General features: G+C 71.7%; 15 protein-coding genes and 1 riboswitch. Of the genes, 7 read left to right on the top strand and 8 right to left on the bottom strand.

Annotation, left to right across the window (positions count from 1 at the left end; genetic code table 11):
- Positions 1-10: 10 nt before the first annotated feature.
- Positions 11-811: a putative protein N(5)-glutamine methyltransferase gene (locus LQ757_RS10515; RefSeq protein ID WP_231047152.1), complete on the top strand. Its 801-nt coding sequence runs from the start codon at positions 11-13 to the stop codon at positions 809-811.
- On the opposite strand, the gene LQ757_RS10510 is transcribed toward LQ757_RS10515, so the two are convergent.
- Complete coding sequence (locus LQ757_RS10510; RefSeq protein ID WP_231047151.1) at positions 800-1,492, bottom strand: phosphoribosyltransferase; 693 nt, start codon at positions 1,490-1,492, stop codon at positions 800-802. The two genes, LQ757_RS10515 and LQ757_RS10510, sit on opposite strands and share 12 nt — an antisense overlap.
- Before the next feature lie 475 nt (positions 1,493-1,967).
- Between LQ757_RS10510 and LQ757_RS10505 the strand changes: the two genes are divergently transcribed.
- Positions 1,968-3,683 carry a VWA domain-containing protein gene (locus LQ757_RS10505; RefSeq protein ID WP_231047150.1) on the top strand — a complete coding sequence of 572 codons (1,716 nt, stop codon included), beginning with the start codon at positions 1,968-1,970 and terminating at the stop codon, positions 3,681-3,683.
- 81 nt (positions 3,684-3,764) lie between these two features.
- Here LQ757_RS10505 and LQ757_RS10500 read toward each other — a convergent pair whose 3' ends face one another.
- The 6 genes from LQ757_RS10500 to LQ757_RS10475 form a co-directional block, all read right to left on the bottom strand.
- Positions 3,765-5,258 carry a DHA2 family efflux MFS transporter permease subunit gene (locus LQ757_RS10500; protein WP_372459654.1) on the bottom strand — a complete coding sequence of 498 codons (1,494 nt, stop codon included), beginning with the start codon at positions 5,256-5,258 and terminating at the stop codon, positions 3,765-3,767.
- A gap of 224 nt (positions 5,259-5,482) precedes the next feature.
- Positions 5,483-6,628: a cysteine desulfurase family protein gene (locus LQ757_RS10495; RefSeq protein WP_231047148.1), complete on the bottom strand. Its 1,146-nt coding sequence runs from the start codon at positions 6,626-6,628 to the stop codon at positions 5,483-5,485.
- The gene (gene nadC, locus LQ757_RS10490; protein WP_231047147.1) at positions 6,625-7,497 is read right to left on the bottom strand and encodes a carboxylating nicotinate-nucleotide diphosphorylase; all 873 of its coding nucleotides are present in this window, start codon (positions 7,495-7,497) and stop codon (positions 6,625-6,627) included. Before nadC ends, LQ757_RS10495 begins: the two co-directional genes overlap by 4 nt.
- A complete protein-coding gene (gene nadB, locus LQ757_RS10485) occupies positions 7,497-9,104 on the bottom strand; it encodes an L-aspartate oxidase (protein WP_231047146.1) in 1,608 nt (535 codons plus the stop codon). The genes nadC and nadB overlap by 1 nt, the downstream gene beginning before the upstream one ends.
- Position 9,105: 1 nt before the next feature.
- Positions 9,106-10,428 (bottom strand): quinolinate synthase NadA, encoded by a 1,323-nt coding sequence (gene nadA, locus LQ757_RS10480; RefSeq protein ID WP_231047145.1) that lies wholly within the window; start codon positions 10,426-10,428, stop codon positions 9,106-9,108.
- A complete protein-coding gene (locus tag LQ757_RS10475) occupies positions 10,425-11,129 on the bottom strand; it encodes an NUDIX hydrolase (protein ID WP_231047144.1) in 705 nt (234 codons plus the stop codon). Before LQ757_RS10475 ends, nadA begins: the two co-directional genes overlap by 4 nt.
- Positions 11,130-11,377: 248 nt before the next feature.
- Here LQ757_RS10475 and LQ757_RS10470 point away from each other — a divergent pair, with 248 nt between their 5' ends.
- The 5 genes from LQ757_RS10470 to gcvP all read left to right on the top strand — a co-directional run bounded on the left by LQ757_RS10470 (position 11,378) and on the right by gcvP (position 18,637).
- Complete coding sequence (locus LQ757_RS10470) at positions 11,378-11,866, top strand: DUF6220 domain-containing protein (protein WP_231047143.1); 489 nt, start codon at positions 11,378-11,380, stop codon at positions 11,864-11,866.
- Between the two features lie 42 nt (positions 11,867-11,908).
- A complete protein-coding gene (locus LQ757_RS10465) occupies positions 11,909-13,834 on the top strand; it encodes a multicopper oxidase family protein (RefSeq protein WP_231047142.1) in 1,926 nt (641 codons plus the stop codon).
- A 46-nt stretch (positions 13,835-13,880) separates the two neighbouring features.
- Positions 13,881-13,984, top strand: a riboswitch (glycine riboswitch).
- Between the two features lie 139 nt (positions 13,985-14,123).
- Positions 14,124-15,314: a glycine cleavage system aminomethyltransferase GcvT gene (gene gcvT / locus LQ757_RS10460; protein WP_231047141.1), complete on the top strand. Its 1,191-nt coding sequence runs from the start codon at positions 14,124-14,126 to the stop codon at positions 15,312-15,314.
- A gap of 49 nt (positions 15,315-15,363) precedes the next feature.
- The gene (gene gcvH, locus LQ757_RS10455; RefSeq protein WP_231047140.1) at positions 15,364-15,735 is read left to right on the top strand and encodes a glycine cleavage system protein GcvH; all 372 of its coding nucleotides are present in this window, start codon (positions 15,364-15,366) and stop codon (positions 15,733-15,735) included.
- A 16-nt stretch (positions 15,736-15,751) separates the two neighbouring features.
- On the top strand, positions 15,752-18,637 hold the full coding sequence (gcvP, locus tag LQ757_RS10450; RefSeq protein ID WP_231047139.1) for an aminomethyl-transferring glycine dehydrogenase: 2,886 nt from the start codon (positions 15,752-15,754) through the stop codon (positions 18,635-18,637).
- A 215-nt stretch (positions 18,638-18,852) separates the two neighbouring features.
- Here gcvP and LQ757_RS10445 read toward each other — a convergent pair whose 3' ends face one another.
- Complete coding sequence (locus tag LQ757_RS10445) at positions 18,853-19,371, bottom strand: DUF2231 domain-containing protein (protein ID WP_231047138.1); 519 nt, start codon at positions 19,369-19,371, stop codon at positions 18,853-18,855.
- Between the last annotated feature and the right edge of the window lie 24 nt (positions 19,372-19,395).

Below are 19,395 nucleotides of genomic sequence, written 5' to 3'. Positions count from 1 at the left end.
CGATGCTGTGATGCGTGCTGAAGCCGAACTCGTGCCCCGACTTCGGGCGGCCGGCTGCGTCTTCGCCGAAGACGAGGCGCACCTGCTGCTCGAGGCGACCGACGACGCCGACGCGCTCGAGGCGCTCATCGTGCGTCGCGTCGCGGGCGAGCCCCTCGAACAGGTGCTCGGCTGGGCCGGCTTCGGCGGGCTGCGCCTGCACGTCGAACCCGGGGTATTCGTGCCCCGGCATCGCACCGAGTTCCTCGCAACGGTCGCAGCGCAGTTCGCGCGCGACCTGGCGGCCTCCCGGAACGGCGCCCCGCCCGTCGTCGTCGACCTGTGCTGCGGCATCGGCGCGATCGGCGCGAAGATCACGGATGTCGCGGGGCCGATCGATCTCGTCGCCGCCGACATCGATGCGGCGGCCGTTCGCGCGGCGCGACGCAACCTCGAGCCACGCGGCGCGAAGGTCTTCGAGGGCGACCTCTACGAGGCGCTCCCCGACGAGCTGCGAGGGCGCGTCGACGTGCTCGCCGTGAACGCGCCCTACGTGCCCACCGACGAGATCGCGCTCATGCCGCCCGAGGCGCGCGACCACGAGGCGCGCGTCGCGCTCGACGGCGGTCGTGACGGGCTCGACGTGCATCGCCGTGTCGCGGCATCCGCTGCTCGATGGCTCGCACCCGGCGGGAGGCTGCTCATCGAGACCAGCGAGCGGCAGGCGGACACGGCCGCCGACCTCATGCGGCAGGGCGGGCTCGTGCCGCGCATCCTGCATGACGAAGACGAGGGCACGATCGTCGTCGGAGCGCTCCGCTCAGCCCGCTGAGCGCGCCGCCGCCAGCAGTGCCGCGACCTGGGAGTCGGGTGTCTGCGCGAAGTCGAGGTAGTGCATGCCGACGGCCATGAACCCGGGCGGCGCCGACAGGCAGATCACCTCGTCGACCTCGGGCATCGACGCGATCTCCCCGATACTGTCGGGCGCACCCACCGGCGTCGCCACGACGATGCGTCGCGCGCGCCTGGCGTGTGCCACGAGGCATGCGACGCGCATCGTCGCGCCCGTCGCGATGCCGTCGTCGACGATCACCGCGGTGCGGCCCGCGAGATCGACCGGGCCCGCCTCGCCGCGGAACCGGATGACCCGGGCTTCGAGCTCGTCGCGCTCGCGCCGCTCGATCGCGGCGAGCTCGCCCGACCTGAGCCGAACGTGGGAGACGATGTCGTCGTTCAGCACGCGGGCGCCCTGCTCGCCGATCGCGCCCATTGCGAGCTCGGGCTGCCCGGGCACACCGAGCTTGCGCACGACCAGCACGTCGAGCGGGGCGCCGAGCGCGACGGCGACCGGCGCCGCGACCGGCACACCCCCGCGCGGGAGTCCGAGCACGACCGGATCGGGCGCGTCGATGTCGATCAGGCGGGCGGCGAGGCGCCTGCCTGCGTCAGCCCTGTCGGTGAAACGCTCCATGAGGTGAATGGCCGTCGAATGCCGGGCCTGCGGTGATTCCATGCTCGCACGCGGCCGGGCCGGCGGCCACCCTCAGGATCGCGCGCGGGAGATAGTGCCCGGCACCCGGTTCGTCAACCCCTTGTCGCGGTTTCGGCGGGGTGCGTACGGTCGAACCCACGAACCGGCGGCAAGCCTGGTTCGAGCTGGCGGCAAGGGAGTCGACGGGTCACCTGTGCGACGGTCGAGGGAGAGGTCGAGCAGGTGGGGGACGAGGCCGGGCGGCGGGGACCGTCCGGCCTCACCGCGTCGTTCTCGTCTTCGCACGCCGACGTCGTAGCCGTCGTCGCACGCCGATTTTGTCGTTGCACGCCAACGTGATCAGGCGGCGATCGAGAGGTGTTGTGGAACACCGCCAAGTAGCGAGCGAAGTTCGCGTATCGAGCCGCGTCGCCTACACTGAACGAATCCTTCCCCCCGATCGGGGGAACCCGAACAAGGATTCGGCGGGCTCGCGCCCCGCCGGCTTGGAGAGCCCGTGGGACGTCATACCGTCGCGGCGCCGGCGTCGATGCCGCGCCGCCGAATCGTCATGTCCATCATCGGGGCGGTCGCGGTCGTCGCCCTGGTCGGCTCGGGGGTCTACCTCTGGGTCGGCGGTCACCTGAACCCGCTGCTCGCGGCGGCAGATGGCGGATGCTCCGAACCCGAGGAACTCGTCGTCGTCGCCGATCCCACCATCGCGCCGGCACTCACCGAGATCGCGAAAGACTTCGACGCCGCCTCAGACGGCTGCGTCGCGACCGAGATCACCTCGCAGGACTCGGCCGACACGGCCGCGGTGTTCGCCTCGGGCAACGCCGCCGCCGACGCCTGGGTGCCGGAGTCGAGCGTGTGGCTCGACCGCATGAACGCGACCGCGACGTCGCTCGGGCAGACCGCGCCCGAAGTGGAAGTGCGCGAGGGGGTCGCTTCGTCGCCCGTTGTGTTCGCCGCCGCGGCCACGAAGGCTACCGAGCTCGCGAGCGAACCCGTGAGCTGGACCAGGGTGCTCGGCGGCGCCCTGCCGACGATCCTGCCCGACCCCGAGGCATCCGCTGCGAGCCTCGCCGGCCTGTACGCCCTCCGCGGGCACTCGTCTCCCGACGACCCGCGGCAGTTCGCCGGCGCGATGATCGCGCTCGGCAAGTCGATCCCCGCGTCGACCACTGCCGCGCTCGGCGCGCTGAACGCGAACGACGCGCCGACGATCGTCATCACGAGCGAGGCGCAGGTCGCCGCCTACAACGATGAGGAACAGGCCGAGCCGCTCGTCGCGGCATACCCGACCGACGGCACGGTCGCGCTCGACTATCCGTTCGTCGTGCTGCCCGAGGCCGCGTCGTCAGAGGAGACCGCGACGGCCGAGCCCGAGGCCGAGGCCGAGGGCGTCAAGACCAGGGCCGAGTTGCTCGACGACTTCGAGGCGGCCGTCCGCGACGACACCGACGTGCTCCCGGCCGCGGGGTTCCGCGCCCCAGACGGCTCGGGCACGCTCGACCTCGCAGGCATCGGGGCCGAGGCGCCCACGGCCGAGGCCGCTCTCGACGGAGCTGCGCAGCTCGAGATCCTGCGCGCCTGGGGCGTGCTCACGTTGCGTTCGCGCATGCTCGCGGTCATCGACGTGTCGGGATCGATGGAGGAACCGGCCGAGAACGGGCTGCGCCGCATCGACATCTTCCAGCAGGCCGCGGTCGGTGCCATGCAGAAGTTCTCGGGTGAGGTCGAGCTCGGCGTGTGGGTGTTCTCGACCGCTCGCAACGGCGAACTCGACTACGAAGACCTGGCGCCGATCGCGCCGCTCGCCGACGCGGCGCACACCCAGCAGATCGCGGGCATCATCCAGTCGCTGCCCCAACGGCTCGGCGGGGCCACCGGGCTCTACGACTCGACCCTCGCTGCCGTGAAGCGCGTGCGCGAGAGCTACGACCCTGAGAAGGTCAACTCGGTGCTGCTCATCACCGATGGCAAGAACGAGGACGAGAACGGAATCTCCCTCGACGCGCTGCTGGCCGAGCTCAAGAAGATGGATGATCCCACCAAGCCCGTTCCGGTGATCATGATCGGCTTCGGGCCCGACACCGATCTCGCGGCGATGCAGCAGATCGCCCAGGTCACGAAGGGTGCCGCATACTCGGCCTCGAAGCCCGAAGACCTCGGCATCGTGCTCGTCGATGCGCTCTCGCAGCGCACCTGTCGGCCGAACTGCGGCTGAGCGGCGCGCCGACACCGGTCACGGAAACGACGGAGGGCGGGGGAGCTGTGCTCCCCCGCCCTCCATCATCAGCGCCGCGTATCAGTGATCGGCCGGCGCCTCATGCGACATGTCGGCGGGTTTGCGCACGAGGAACGCACCGACGACGGCCGAGATCGAGATGATCGCACCGACGAGGAACGCGGCGCGGATGCCCGCCGCCTCGGCGGCCAGTGCCGCGGTGCCCGCCGCCGCCTCGGTCGCTGCGCGCGCGGTCATGACCGTGATGAACAGCGCCGTTCCCGCCGCGCCGGCGACCTGCTGGATGGTGCCGACGATCGCCGAGCCGTGCGAGTACAGTCGCGGTTCGACCGATCCGAGGGCCGATGTGAACAGCGGCGTGAACATGAACGCGAGCGCGGTCGACATCACGACGTGCGCGATGAGGATCATCCACGGCGGGGTGTGCTCGGTGACCATCGTGAGTGACCAGAGGACCGCTGCGACCACGATGCTGCCCGGCACCAGCAGGGGCGTGGGCCCGAAGCGGTCGTAGAGCCGACCGACGGTGGGACCGAACAGGCCCATGATGAGCCCGCCCGGCAGCAGCAGCAGGCCGGTGAGGAGGGGGTCGAGCCCGAGCACGTTCTGCAGGTAGATCGGCAGCAGGATGATGGTGCCGAACAGGGCGGCCATCATGACGACCATGAGCGCGACCGACACCGAGAAGTTGCGCGAGCGGAACGTGCGCAGGTCGAGCAGTGCGCGATCACGGCGCTGCAGCATCAGCTGCCGACCGACGAACGCGAGGATGCCGAGCACGCCGATGGCGAGTGCGATCCACATGGCCGGTGCGTCGGCCGCCGAACGCCCGCTGACGACGCCGCCGACGAGGCTGAGGCCGTAGACCAGCCCGCCGAAGCCGAATGCCGACAGGATGACCGAGAGCACGTCGATGGGCAGCACGCGGGTCTCGCTCACGTTCTCGACGCGGCGGATGCCGATGACGAGCATCACGAGCGCGATCGGCAGCACGAGCCAGAACATGAACCGCCACGACAGGAAGCTCAGGATGAGCCCCGAGATCGTCGGGCCGATGGCGGGCGCGACGGACATCACGATCGAGACGCGGCCCATGAAGCGACCCCGATCGGACGGCGCGACCAGGGTCATGAGGGTCGTCATGAGCAGCGGCATCATGATGGCCGTGCCGGTTGCCTGCACGACGCGGGCGAGCAGCAGCACCTCGAAGCCGGGCGCGAGCGCCGCGAGGAGCGTGCCTGCCGAGAACAGGCTCATCGCCGTGATGAACACGGGACGGGTGGCGATGCGCTGCAGCAGGAACCCCGTGATCGGGATCACGACCGCCATCGTGAGCATGAAGGCAGTGGTCAGCCACTGGGCCTGCGAGAGGGTGATGTCGAGGTCGGTGACGAGGTGCGGGATCGCCACGCCCATGATCGTCTCGTTGAGGAAGACGACGAAGGTCGCGCCGAGCAGCAGCCAGATGACGCGCGAGTTGCGCGCGCCGTGGTCGGGCTGGTGTGCGACGACCGCCGCGTCTTGCGCGGCGGCGTCGGCCGGAGAGTCGATGATGCCGTCACCGGGGATGCCACGATCGGCGGTACCGGGTGGCTCGAGGTCTGGAAGGGCGCGTTCGGTCACGGAATAGGGTCCAATCGGTATCGGCGCACGGTGCCGGAAGAGTGTCTGATTCAGTCGAACAGATATGACAACCCGAGCCGTGAGACCCGGTATTCCCGGATCGCGAGCTCCATCGCGATGCATGGATCCCGCGGTCGCGGCGCTGCGTCGCAGCGTCAGGTCGTGACGATACCGCGCACCGCCGACACGGCACGGGCGACGGATGCCCCGGCCTCGTCGATCTCGTCGACCGTGGTCTGGGCGCCCAGCGTGAAGCGCACCGCCGTCTGCGCGAGTTCGCCCGGAATCCCGATGGCCGTGAGCACGTGCGAGGGCTCGTCGCTGCCCGCCGCGCACGCCGAGCCGCTCGAGCAGACGACGCCGTCGCGCTCGAGCTCGAGCAGCACCGCCTCGCCGCTCGTGCCGGGGAAGACGAACGACACCGTGCCGGGCAGCCGGTCGACGGGGTCGCCCGTGAGCGTCGCCCCGGGTACCCCGCTCGTCACCAGGTGCGTCAGGCGCTCGCCCAGCGTCGCGACGCGGGTCGCGGCATCCGCCCGCTCGTGCTCGGCCAGCCGCAGCGCCGTGGCGAACGCCACAGCGCCGGCGACGTTCTCGGTGCCCGAGCGGCGGCCGCGCTCCTGCCCGCCGCCGTGCAGCACCGGTTCGAGCGGTAGGCGACCGCGCACGATGAGTGCTCCGGTGCCCTTCGGCGCGCCGACCTTGTGGCCGGCGAGCGACAGCGCGTCGACGCCGAGCGCGTCGATCGACAGCGGCAGCCAGCCCGCGGCCTGCACCGCGTCGGTATGCATGAGCGCGCCCGCCGCGTGGGCGATCGCGGCCAGCCGGGCGACGGGCTGCACCGTGCCGATCTCGTTGTTCGCGAGCTGCACCGAGACGAGCGTCGTGTCGGGCCGGATGACCCGTGCGAGCGCCTCGGGGTGCACGACTCCGCCCGCATCGACCTCGACCTCGGAGACCTCGAAGCCGTGCACCCGTGCCAGGTGCGCGGCCGACTCGAGCACCGCCTCGTGTTCGATGGGCGAGACGACCAGGTGGCGCCCGCGCGGGTTCGCGAGCGCGAGCCCCTTCACGGCGAGGTTGTCGGCTTCGGTGCCGCCGCTCGTGAACACGACGTCGCCGGGCCGGCAGCCCACGACGGCGGCGACCTCGGCGCGGGCCGCCGTGAGCGCCCGGGCCGCCTCGTCGCCGAGCCCGTGGTGGCTCGACGGGTTGCCGAAGGATCCAGACAGGAACGGCCACATCGCCTCGAGCGCCTCGCGGCGCACGGGCGTGGTGGCGGCGTGGTCGAGGAAGATCATGGGCGCCCCGCAGGTTGCGTGTCGACGACGACGTCGAGCCCGAGATCGAGCGACCGCACCGAGTGCGTGAGGGCGCCGACCGAGATGACATCGACCCCGGTCGCGGCGATCCCGGCGACCGTGGCGAGGGTGACGCCGCCCGACGCCTCGACGACCGCGCGGCCGGCGATCAGCTCGACGCCGCGCCGCAGGTCGTCGAGCCCGAAGTTGTCGAGCATGACCGTGTCGGCTCCACCGGCGAGCACCGACTCGACCTGGTCGAGCCGGTCGACCTCCACCTCGAGGTGGGCCGTATGGGGCATCCGCTCGCGTGCGGCGCGCAGGGCGGTCGCGAGGTCCTGCCCGCCCGCCGTGAGCACGGCGAGGTGGTTGTCCTTCGCCATGACCGCGTCGGAGAGCGACCGGCGGTGGTTGCGGCCGCCGCCGTCGCGCACGGCCTGCCGTTCGAGGCTGCGCAGGCCCGGCGTGGTCTTGCGGGTGTCGACGATACGGGCGCCCGTGTCTCCCGCCGCGGCCACGTACGCAGCCGTGAGCGTGGCGATGCCCGACATGCGCTGCAGCAGGTTCAGGCCGATGCGCTCGGCGCGCAGGATGCCACGCGCGGGGCCCTCGACCCGGGCGAGCGTCGCGCCGGCATCGAAGGGCTCGCCGTCGCGCGCGAGCGCCTCGATCGTGATGCGCGGGTCGACGAGGCGGAACGCCGCCGCGAACACATCGATGCCGCTCAGCACGCCCGGCTCACGCGCCACGAGCTCGGCGGTCGCGGTCGCACCGGCCGGGATGAGCGTCTCGGAGGTGAGGTCACCCCAGGGGGCGTCCTCGTCGAGCGCGGCGCCGACGATGCGGTCGATCTCGCGGGCGTCGGTCATCAGGCGGCCTCCAGTTCGGGTGCGGCAGGCGCTGCCGACGCGGCGGCCTGCGCCGGGTCATCCGTTCGGAAATGTGCGCCTGCGCTCTCGCGGCGCGCGAACGCGGCCGCGACGGTGAGGCGGGCGAGATCGAGCAGGTTGCGGTCTTCAGCGGTGCGCCGGTCGCGCACGTCGGGTGCCCGCCAGGCGTCGAGGCGAGCGGATGCCGCGGCGAGCCCCGCCGCGTCGCGCTCGAGCCCGACCGCCTGCCACATGAGCTCCCGCAGCTGCTCGCGGTCGACGGACTCGGACGGGTCCTGGTCGCGCTCCTCCTCGTGAACGCAGGAACAATCGGGCGACACGCCGTTGACCGGGCAGGTCCCGCCGGCGTGTCGCGGCGAAGTTCCTGCATTCGCAGGCACGTGGGGGAGTGCCGTGGGGGTCTGGGCCGGTGCGTGGGAGCGGCCGGCGGCGAGGGCTCGCGCCGCGCGGTCGGCGAAGACGGCGGCCTCGAGCAGGGAGTTCGAGGCGAGCCGGTTGGCGCCGTGCACGCCGGTGCGCGCAGTCTCGCCCACGGCGTAGAGTCCCGGCAGGCTCGTTCGCCCGTCGAGGTCGGTGGCGACGCCGCCCATGGCGTAGTGCGCGGCGGGCGTGATGGGCACGGCCTCGCGCGACCAGTCGAAGCCCGCGTCGCGCACGACGGCGTCGAGGCCGGGGAACCGCCTGGCGAGGAACTCGGCGCCGAGCGCCGTGGCGTCGAGCAGCACGGGGGCACCGCCCTGCGCGCGCATCTGCCGCCAGACCGCGCGGGCGACGACGTCGCGCGGCGCGAGTTCGGCGTCGGGGTGCACATCGAGCATGCAACGCAGGCCGTCGCGGTCGCGCAGTACCGCGCCCTCGCCGCGCACCGCCTCGGAGATGAGGGGAGTGCCCGGAGCCGCGAGCGCCGTGGGGTGGAACTGGGTGAACTCGAGGTCGGCGACCTCCGCTCCCGCGCGCCAAGCTGCGGCCACGCCGTCGCCCGTTGCGACCGCGGGATTCGTCGTATGCCGGTAGAGGCATCCGCTGCCGCCGGTCGCGAGCACGACCGCGTCGGCGAGGTGCTCGGTGACCGCGCCGTGCTCGTCGAGCAGCCGGGCGCCGACGACCGCACCGTCCTCGACGATGAGGTCGACGAGCATCGTGCGCTCGGCGATGTGCACGGCGCGACGCCGCACGGTCGCCACGAGGGCGGACTCGATCGCCGCCCCGGTGGCGTCACCGCCCGCGTGCAGGATGCGCGGCCGCGAGTGCGCCGCCTCGAGACCGCGTTCGAGCCCCGACTCGCCGCGGTCGAACTCCACGCCGAAGCGGATCAGGTCGCGCACTCGCGCGGGGCCCTCGTCGCACAGCACCCGCACCGCTGCCGGGTCGGCGAGCCCGGCCCCGGCGTCGAGCGTGTCGGCGAAGTGCCGATCGGCGGAATCGTCGGGGAACAGCGCCGCGGCGATGCCGCCCTGGGCGTACCGGGTGTTCGTCTCGGCGAGCTCGGTCTTGGTGACGAGCACGACCGCACAGCCGGCATCGGCGGCCTTCACCGCGGTCCAGAGGCCGCCGATGCCGCCGCCGACGACGAGCACGCGGGTCATCTCAGGCTCCGACGGGTGCGGGCTTCGCCGCGAGCATGCGCTCGAGCGCGAGCCGGGCGGGGTCGGCGACGTCGGCCGGCACGGTGACGCGGTTCACGACGCGGCCCTCGACGAGCTCCTCGAGCACCCACGCGAGGTAGCCCGGGTGGATTCGGTACATCGTCGAGCACGGGCAGACCACTGGGTCGAGGCAGAAGATCGTGTGCTGCGGGTACTCGGCCGCGAGCCGCTGGACGAGGTTGATCTCGGTGCCGATGGCGAAGGTCGACCCGGCGGGCGCGGCCTGGATGGCCTTGACGATGAAATCGGTCGACCCCGCGGCATCCGAAGCATCGACGACGGGCATCGGGCACTCGGGGTGCACGATCACCTGCACGCTGGGATGCGCCTCGCGAGCGGCGGCGATCTGGTCGACCGTGAAGCGCCGGTGCACCGAGCAGAAGCCGTGCCAGAGGATGACGCGGGCGTCGTCGAGCGCAGCTGCGTCGTTGCCGCCGAGCGGGCGGCGCGGGTTCCACATCGGCATCTGCGAGAGCGGCACCCCCATCGCCTTCGCGGTGTTCCGGCCGAGGTGCTGGTCGGGGAAGAACAGCACGCGCTGTCCGCGCTCGAACGCCCACTCGAGCACCGTCTTCGCATTCGACGAGGTGCAGACGATGCCGCCGTGCCGCCCCACGAAGCCCTTGAGCGCCGCCGAGGAGTTCATGTAGGTGACCGGGATCACCGGCACTCGGCCGTCGGCGTCGACCGCGGAGAGGTCGCCGTACACGTCGGCGAGCTGCTCCCAGCACTCCTCGACGCTCGACTCGTCGGCCATGTCGGCCATCGAGCAGCCCGCGGCGAGGTTCGGCAGGATCACGGACTGCTCAGGGGCCGAGAGCAGGTCGGCTGTCTCGGCCATGAAATGCACGCCGCAGAACACGATCGCCTCGGCGTCGGGCCGCGAGAGCGCGGCGTTCGCGAGCTGGAACGAGTCGCCGACGAAGTCGGCGTGCTCGATGACCTCGTCTCGTTGGTAGAAGTGGCCGAGCACGACGACCCGGTCACCGAGCGCGGCCTTCGCGGCGCGGATGCGCGCGTGCAGTTCGTCGTTGGAGGCCGTGCGGTACGCCTCGGGGAGGGCGCCCTGGAGTGGCGAGCCGGTGGGGATGACGTCGCCCATCGACGATCCCGGCCCGTAGCCGGCGGGCCCGGCGTCGAACTCCCACGGCCCTTTCGCGAGGTCTGGCGTGCACGCCTCGCCCGGCGTCGCACCGGTGGAGATGAGCTGGATCGTGCGGTCGACGGATGCCGCGGCTCGGGTCTGCTCGATCGTGGGGTTCATGATGCTGGCCTCTCTCTCATGAACGGTTCGCGGGTCTGGGCCGTCGCTGGGCCGGTCTCGTAGCGGTAGAGCTTGGGCGGTCGATGCGGTGCGCCCGAGACGTGTTCGCCGGTCTCGCGCAGCCGGCCCGAGGCGATCATGGTGCGCCGGAAGTTGGCTGGGTCGAGTCGGCGCTCGAGCACCACCTCGTAGACCTCGCGGAGCTCGGCGAGCGTGAAGGTCGCACCGAGGAGCGCGTGGGCGAGCTCGGCGTACTCGACCTTGGTGCGCAGGCGCCACAGGGCGTACTCGACGATGCGGTTGTGGTCGAACGCGAGTCCGGGCATCGTGTCGGCGGGAACCCAACGCACGTTCGGGCCTGCGGCCGACTGCTCGGCCTCGTCGCTCTGCACGAGCGCCCAGTACACGACCGAGACGACGCGGTCGTCGGGCGACCGATCGACATCGCCGAAGGTGTAGAGCTGCTCGAGGTAGTTCGGCGCGAGGCCGGTCGTGGCCCGCAGGGTGCGGGCTGCGGCCGCCTCGAGCTCTTCGTTGGGAGGCAGCCATCCGCCCGGCAGCGCCCAGAGCCCGCGCTGCGGCTCGCGGGTGCGGCGCACGAGCGGGGTCCAGAGCACCGGCTGGCCCGTGTGGTCGGGACGCAGGGCGAAGATCACGGTCGAGACCGCGAGGCGCACGGATGCGCCGTCGTGCTGCGGCATCCGTCACCTCCGATCTTCGAGTCAGGATGACTCGAACCATGCTTGCGTGCAGCTTACAGTCATCATGACCTGAACACCAAACGTGTGACGCTCTCGGTGTCATGCCCACACGTTGTGCCCTCAAGGAGGGATTGCACGGGCGACGGGTTGAGTACTAGCACTGATGTGACGCCGCTCCCCGGGCGCCAGCATGGTGCAGTCCCCGGCGCTCAAGGCGTGCGCCGGCGCTCCCCGAGAGGATCCGCCCAATGCGAAAACTGTTCCTGACCATCGCGTGGTTGTTCACCGCCGCCGTCGTGCTCCAGCTCTACTTCGCCGCCGTCGGCGTGTTCTCGAACCCCGACGACGAGCTCTTCTCCTGGCACGCCATGAACGGCCGCTTCGTGCTGCCGATCCTCGCGCTCCTGCTCATCGTGACCGCCGCGCTGGCCCGTGCCGGCAAGCGCACGATCTGGCTGAGCGTGCTGCCGCTCGTGCTCATCCTGTTCCAGACCGTGCTGTTCATCCTCACCGGGGTGATCTTCGGGCTCGATGAATCCAGCATCGCCGACCCGCCGCTCGCGGCCACCCTCGTCGTGTCGCTCCATGCGATCAACGGCACGGCGATCCTGCTCATCGGCGTGCTGCTCATCGTGCGGGCCCGTCGGCTGGTACGCGAGGGCGCACCGGCGAAGTCGGTCGACACCGCGGGTGTCGCCGACGTCGACGAGACGCCGGCCGTCGTGCCGGGTGCGTGACCGAACCCCAGCCGATCCCGGCCGGGCAGTGAGGAGGGCGCGATGACCACCGCCGCCCTCCTCCTGCTGCAGGCCGTCGCGGCGATCGCCGGAGCGGGGCTCTGGCTCGCTGCGGGATTCACCGCCGGGTCGGCCGCCGATCGGCGCACCCGGAGCGAGCGGATGACCGTGCTCGCGCTCGCCGCGGGCGGCACGCTCGCGCTCCTGGCCGCCGCGGTGCTCACCGCCCTGCTCGCGGGTCGGGGCTGGTGGTTCGCCGGTGAGAAGGTCACCGTCGGCATTCCCTTCCAGATCGTCGGCCTCGCCGCCGGCGCCGTCGGCTTCGTCTGGTGGCTCCGCGACATCCGGATGCCGCTCGCTCGCGCGCTCATGCTCGGGGGCGGGTACGCCATGGCGGCCGGGGTGCTCGCCACGTGGCTCGTCGGATACCCGCCGCAGCCGACCGCCGCGGGCGTGCTGCTCGCGGCGGTGCTCCTGGCCACCGGCCTCACCTGGGCGCTCCTGGCGCACCGGGGCCGACGCGCGGTCGTCGGCTTCGCGGGCCTGATCGCGGTGCTGCTCGTGGGCGGGCTCGGCTGGTCGTGGCTCAGCGACATGGCCGCGCCGAGCATCGAGGCGACCGGTGGGCACGGCCATGACGCGGCGACGCCGGGCGGCGAAGCCGCCATTCCGGTGACCGACCTCCGCACGCCCGACGACGCGCCCGGCGACGTCCACGCCGTGGCCCTGACCGCGGCACGACACGAAGTGACCCTCGCGTCGGGTGACACGATCGAGGCATGGGGCTTCGGCGGCGACGGCGTCGCCGGTCCCGAGTTGCGCGTCACCGAGGGCGAGCTCGTCGAGGTCACCCTCGAGAACCGCGACATCGACGACGGCGTCACCCTGCACTGGCACGGGTACGACGTCCCCAACGGCGAGGACGGCGTCGCGGGCGTCACCCAGGACTCCGTCGCCCCCGGCGACCGATTCACCTACCGCTTCACCGCCGACCAGCCGGGCACCTACTGGTACCACACCCACCAGGCCGCGTCCGAAGGAGTGCGCAGGGGCCTCTACGGCATGCTCGTCGTCGAGCCGAGGAACGGGGTCGCCGAGTCGCTCGACCTCGCCCTGCCCGTGCACCGCATCGGCGGCGAGGTCGTGATCGGCGCGACCGACGGACCGCAGTCGTTCGAGGCGGCCGCGGGCGACACCGTGCGCCTCCGGGTGGCGAACACCGAGCAGACACCCATCCGGGTCACGATCGCCGGTGCGCCGTTCCGCGTCGCCGCGATCGACGGCCGCGACATCGAAGGCGGTGCTGAGGTCGAGCAACGATCCGTGCGACTCGGTGCAGGTGCCCGCGCCGACCTCGTCTTCACGATGCCCGCGACGGGCGTGCGATTCGAGACCGACCTGTCCGAGGCATCCGTCGTCGACATCGCGCCGGCCGGCGGCACGGTGGCCGCCGACCTGCCGCGTGAGGTGACGGATGTCCCGGAGCTCGACCTGCTCGCCTACGGCAGCGGCGCCCGGCCCGACATCGGTCCCTTCACGGCCGAGGGCGAGCTCGTGCTCGACCGGATGCCGCGGTTCCTCGGCGGTGCGCCGACGTACGCGTACACCGTCAACGGCGAGGTGTTCCCGCATGTCGCCCCCATCGAGGTGCGCGAGGGCGACGTGGTGAAGATCACCGTCGCGAACCGGGGATTCGACGTGCACCCCATGCACGTGCACGGGCACCACGTGCTCGTGCTCTCGCGCGACGGCGTCGCCGCGACGGGTGCGCCGCTCTGGCTCGACACGGTCGACGTGCGCCCGGGCGAGGTGTGGGAACTCGCGCTCGTCGCCGACAATCCCGGCATCTGGATGGACCACTGCCACGACCTCGCGCACGCCGCGCAGGGCATGATGATGACGCTCGCGTACGACGGCGTCACGACCCCGTTCGAGCACGCCGGCGCCCACGGCAACCGACCTGAGTAGCATCCGTCGCTGCTAGGATCGGCGGTACAACCTCATACCGGGCCATCGACGCGTCGCGGGAGAGCCGGGCGGTACTCGAAACAGCACTGGCCGGCACCGAAGGAGCAAGCCTCCCCGCCAATCTCTCAGGTCACACACCGCGATGACGAGGCCGCTCTGAAAAGTGAGCGTCGCGCAAGCGACCCTCCGCCCACGGTGAAAGCGCAGCTTGCGTGAAACTCTCAGGCTCATGACAGAGGGGGAGTTCTCAAGCGGCGACCGCCGCGCGACAGGCACGTCTGGAGAACTCGTGACCCCCGAACCCGGTACCACCACCCCTGAGGCATCCGCTGCGGCGGTCGAGCGGTTGAGCCCGCTCGATGCCGTGCACCGCGCCGCCGGCGCGAGCTTCACCGACTTCGCCGGCTGGCAGATGCCGGTGCGCTACTCGAGCGACCTCGCCGAGCACCACGCCGTGCGCACCACGTCGGGTCTCTTCGACCTCTCGCACATGGGCGAGATCGTGCTCATCGGCCCCGAGGCGGCCGCGGCGCTCGACTACGCGCTCGCCGGAAAGCTGTCGGCGATCGAGGTCGGCCAGGCCAAGTACTCGCTGCTGCTCGCCGAAGACGGCGGCATCATCGACGACCTCGTGGTCTACCGCACGGGCGACGACCGCTACATGGTGGTCGCGAACGCTTCGAACGCGGGCGTCGTCGCCGATGAACTCCGCTCGCGCGCCGATGGGTTCGACACGATCGTCTCCGACGAGAGCGACGACGTCGCGCTCATCGCCCTGCAGGGCCCCGACGCGCGCGCCGTGCTCGTCGAGACACCGGGCTTCGGCGTCGACGGCCCCGGCAACGACGCCGACGACTTCGACGCGGCCATCGACGCGCTCAAGTACTACCGGGCGTTCCCCGCGACCTTCGAGGGCGAGCCGGTGCTCGTCGCTCGTACGGGCTACACGGGCGAAGACGGGTTCGAGCTGTACCTCGCGCCCCACCGAGCCGCCCGGCTCTGGGAAGCCCTGCGCGAGACCGGCGGATCCCGCGTCGTGCCGTGCGGCCTCGCGAGCCGCGACACGCTGCGACTCGAAGCGGGCATGCCGCTGTACGGCAACGAGTTGAGCCGCGACATCCGACCCGCCCAGGCGGGTCTCGGCCGCGTCGTCGCGCTCGCGAAAGACGGTGACTTCGTCGGCCGCGCCGCGATCGAGGCGGGCCAGTCGGCGGATGCCCCGGTGCTCGTGGGTCTCGCAGCAGAGGGCCGCCGCGCCGCCCGGGCGCACTACGACGTATACGACGGCGACGGCGCCGACGCGGCCAAGGTCGGCGTCATCACGAGCGGCGCGCTCTCGCCGACGCTCGGCCACCCCGTCGCGATGGCCTACGTGTCGCCCGAGGTCTCCGAGGTGGGCCGCGAACTCTTCCTCGACGTCCGCGGCACGCGCATCGCGGCATCCGTCGTGAAGCCGCCGTTCTACAAGCGCGACGCCTGACCGATCCCACCACCGCAACCAACGCACCACCGACCTCGAGGAGCACACCGTGACCGAGCCCAGCGAACTGCAATACACCGAAGAACACGAATGGGTCGACGTCGACGGCGACGTCGCCACCATCGGCATCACCGACTACGCCGCCGAGAAGCTCGGCGACGTCGTCTACGTCGACCTGCCGGCCGCCGGCACGACCGTCACCGAGGGCACCGTCGTCGGCGAGATCGAGTCCACCAAGTCGGTCGGCGAGCTGTTCGCGCCCGTCAACGGCGAGGTCGTCGAGGCCAACCAGTCCGTCGTCGACTCGCCCGAGCTCGTGAACAGCGACCCGTTCGGCGCGGGCTGGCTGCTCAAGGTGCGCACCTCGAGCCTGCCCAAGCTGCTCACGCACGACGAATACCGCGCCCTCGTCGGCGAGTAAGGAACCACAGAACCACATGACCGTCTCCTCCGCCTTCGATGTGGACGCCTTCGGGCGACGCCACATCGGCACGACCCCCGCCGACCACGGGCTCATGCTGGCCGCCCTCGGCTACGACTCGCTCGACGCGCTCATGTCGGCGGCCGTGCCGACGTCGATCCGCATGGGCGAGGTGCTGAACTCGGCGATCCCCGCCGCGGCCACCGAGCGCGAGGCGCTCGACGAACTCGCCGCGCTCGCATCGCAGAACACCGTGCGCACGCCCATGATCGGGCTCGGGTACTACGGCACGGTGACGCCCGCGGTGATCCAGCGGAACGTGCTCGAGAACCCCAGCTGGTACACGGCGTACACGCCCTACCAGCCCGAGATCTCGCAGGGCCGGCTCGAGGCGCTCATCAACTTCCAGACGATGGTCTCCGACCTCACCGGGCTCGACACGGCGAACTCGTCGATGCTCGACGAGGGCACGGCGGTCGTCGAGGGCATGCTGCTCACGCGCCGCGCGTCGAAGTCGGCTTCGAACCGCTTCATCGTCGACGCCGACGCACTGCCGCAGACGCGCGCGCTGCTCGAGTCCCGGGCGCATGCGGTGGGCATCGAGCTCGTCGTCGCCGAGCTGGGGGAGACGACCGACGTCGCAGCCCTCGGCGAGCACTTCGGCCTCTTCGTGCAGTACCCCGGCGCATCGGGCCGGGTCTGGAACCCGGCCTCGGTCATCGCCGCGTCGAAGGCGCAGGGCGCCCTCGTCGTGGCGGCCGCCGACCTGCTCGCGCTCACGCTCATCACGAGCCCGGGCGAGCTCGGCGCCGACGTCGCCGTCGGCACCTCGCAGCGCTTCGGAGTGCCCATGGGCTTCGGCGGTCCGCACGCGGGCTACATGGCGGTGCGCAGCGGCCTCGAACGGCAGCTGCCGGGGCGCCTCGTGGGGGTCTCGCAGGACGCCGCGGGCCACCCCGCCTACCGGCTCAGCCTGCAGGCGCGCGAGCAGCACATCCGCCGTGAGAAGGCGACGTCGAACATCTGCACCGCGCAGGTGCTGCTCGCCGTGATGGCGTCGATGTACGCGGTCTACCACGGGCCCCGGGGCATCCGCTCGATCGCGACGCAGGCGGCAGGCAAGGCGAAGCTGCTCGCCGGCTGGCTCGAAGACCTCGGCCAGCACATCGCGCACGACACGTACTTCGACACGCTGAGCGTGCACGTGCCCGGCCTCGCGAAGAACGTCGTCGCGCGCGGGCGCGAGCTCGGCGTGCTGCTCTGGGAGGCCGACGAGGCGACCGTGCTCGTGTCGGTCGACGAGACCACCACGATCGAACACCTGCACCTCGTGACCCGCGCATTCGGCGGCCCCGAAGAGCGCGACCTCGACGGGCCGATCACGCAGAACGCGATCCCCGAGGCGCTGCGTCGCACGGCGCCGTATCTCGAGCACCCGGTGTTCAACACGCACCACTCCGAGACGCAGATGATGCGCTACCTCAAGCAGCTCGCCGACCGCGACTACGCGCTCGACCGCGGCATGATCCCGCTCGGGTCGTGCACGATGAAGCTCAACGCGGCCACCGAGATGCAGGCGGTCACCTGGCCCGCCTTCGCGAACCTGCACCCGTTCGCGCCCGAGGCCGACGTCGTCGGGTCGCTCGGCCTCATCGAGCAGCTCGAGACCTGGCTCGCCGAGGTCACCGGCTACGACACCGTGTCGCTGCAGCCGAACGCAGGCAGCCAGGGCGAGCTCGCCGGCCTGCTCGCGATCCGCGGCTACCACCTCGCCAACGACGAGGCCGAGCGCGACATCTGCCTCATCCCGTCGAGCGCGCACGGCACGAACGCGGCCTCCGCCGTGCTCGCGGGCCTGCGCGTCGTGGTCGTCGCGACCGACGAGCTCGGCAACGTCGACCTCGACGACCTGCGGGCGAAGATCGCCGAGCACGCCGACCGCATCGCCGCGCTCATGATCACCTACCCGTCGACGCACGGCGTCTACGAGCACGAGGTGAAGCAGATCACGCAGGCCGTGCACGATGCGGGCGGCCAGGTCTACGTCGACGGCGCCAATCTCAACGCGCTGCTCGGCTTCGCGCGCTTCGGCGACTTCGGCGGCGACGTGTCGCACCTGAACCTGCACAAGACGTTCTGCATCCCGCACGGCGGCGGCGGCCCGGGCGTCGGACCGGTCGCGGCGAAGGCGCATCTGGCGCCATACCTGCCCGGACACCCGATGGCCCAGCGCGCCGACCACTCGGGCGGCGTCACCCACGACGGCGGGCCCGTCTCGGCGGCGCCCTACGGCAGCCCGTCGATCCTGCCGATCTCGTGGGCGTACGTCCGCATGATGGGTGCCGAAGGCCTCAAGCAGGCGACCGCCACGGCGGTGCTCGCGGCGAACTTCGTCGCGTCACGCCTGCGCGACCACTTCCCGGTGCTGTACACGGGCGACAACGGGCTCGTCGCGCACGAATGCATCCTCGACCTGCGCCCGCTGACCGCCGGGACCGGCGTCACCGTCGACGATGTCGCGAAGCGGCTCATCGACTACGGGTTCCACGCGCCCACCATGTCGTTCCCCGTCGCGGGCACGCTCATGGTCGAGCCGACCGAGTCCGAAGACCTCGCCGAGCTCGAGCGGTTCGTCGAGGCGATGATCGCGATCAAGGCCGAGGCCGACGCCGTCGGGCGCGGCGAGTGGCCGGTCGACGACAACCCGCTGCGCAACGCCCCGCACACCGCCGAGTCGGTCATCGCGGGGGATTGGACCCACCCCTACACGCGCGAGCAGGCCGTGTATCCGGTGCACGCGCTCGTGCGCAACAAGTACTGGGCGCCCGTGCGCCGCATCGACCAGGCGTACGGCGACCGCAACCTCGTGTGCGCGTGCCCGCCTGTGGAGGCGTTCGCCTAGCCGCTGCACCTGCGTGTCGCGCGGTGCAACGCGGGCATCCCCGCGTTGCACCTCGTCGAGTGTTTCCGTTCCGACCGACCGTGCCTTCTCGGGCGGAAACGTTCGGCAGGAATGGAAACGCTCGGTGGGCGCCAGGGGTGGCGGGGGTGCCGGGTCGCCAGGGCGCCAGGGGGCGGGGGTGCCGGGGCGCGGGGGCGCCCCGGCGCGGCCGGGCGCTACTGACTCAGGAGCCCGCCCCACACGGCGCGGGCTCCCGAGTCGCCGATCAGCACCACCATGACGAGCGTGCCGATGCCGACGATCACGGCGGCCGCGCCGAGCGCGATCACGACGCCGCGCGCGAGCCCCGGCCGATCGCGCCGCACGTTCTCGTCGCCGAACCGGTACCACGCCCACTGAGCTGCGGCCACGACGAACAGGCCGATCACCCACGGCAGCAGCATCTCGCCGAGCGCCTCATGCCGCTCCACCGCGGGGATGGGGCCGAGCACGGCGGCGAGCGACTTGCCGGCGGCGACCGTCACCGGCACCATCACGAGCACGAGCAGGGCGCCGAGCGCGGTCACGATGCCGAGCCGTCGTCGGGCGGCCGGCCAGAACGTGCCGAGCAGCAGGGCGAGTACCGTGAGCGGTGTGAGCACGACGACGGCGTGCACGATGAGCGGGTGGAGGGGCAGGCCGCCGATCTGGAGGACATCCTCCGAGGCGAGCGGGCCGAGGTCGGTGGCATCCATACCGAGAACACGATGCCCGACCCG

Origin of the sequence: Agromyces cavernae (assembly GCF_021044935.1) — a bacterium.
In the GTDB taxonomy this organism is placed as follows: domain Bacteria; phylum Actinomycetota; class Actinomycetes; order Actinomycetales; family Microbacteriaceae; genus Agromyces; species Agromyces cavernae.
This window is presented reverse-complemented; position numbering and strand designations above follow the sequence as displayed.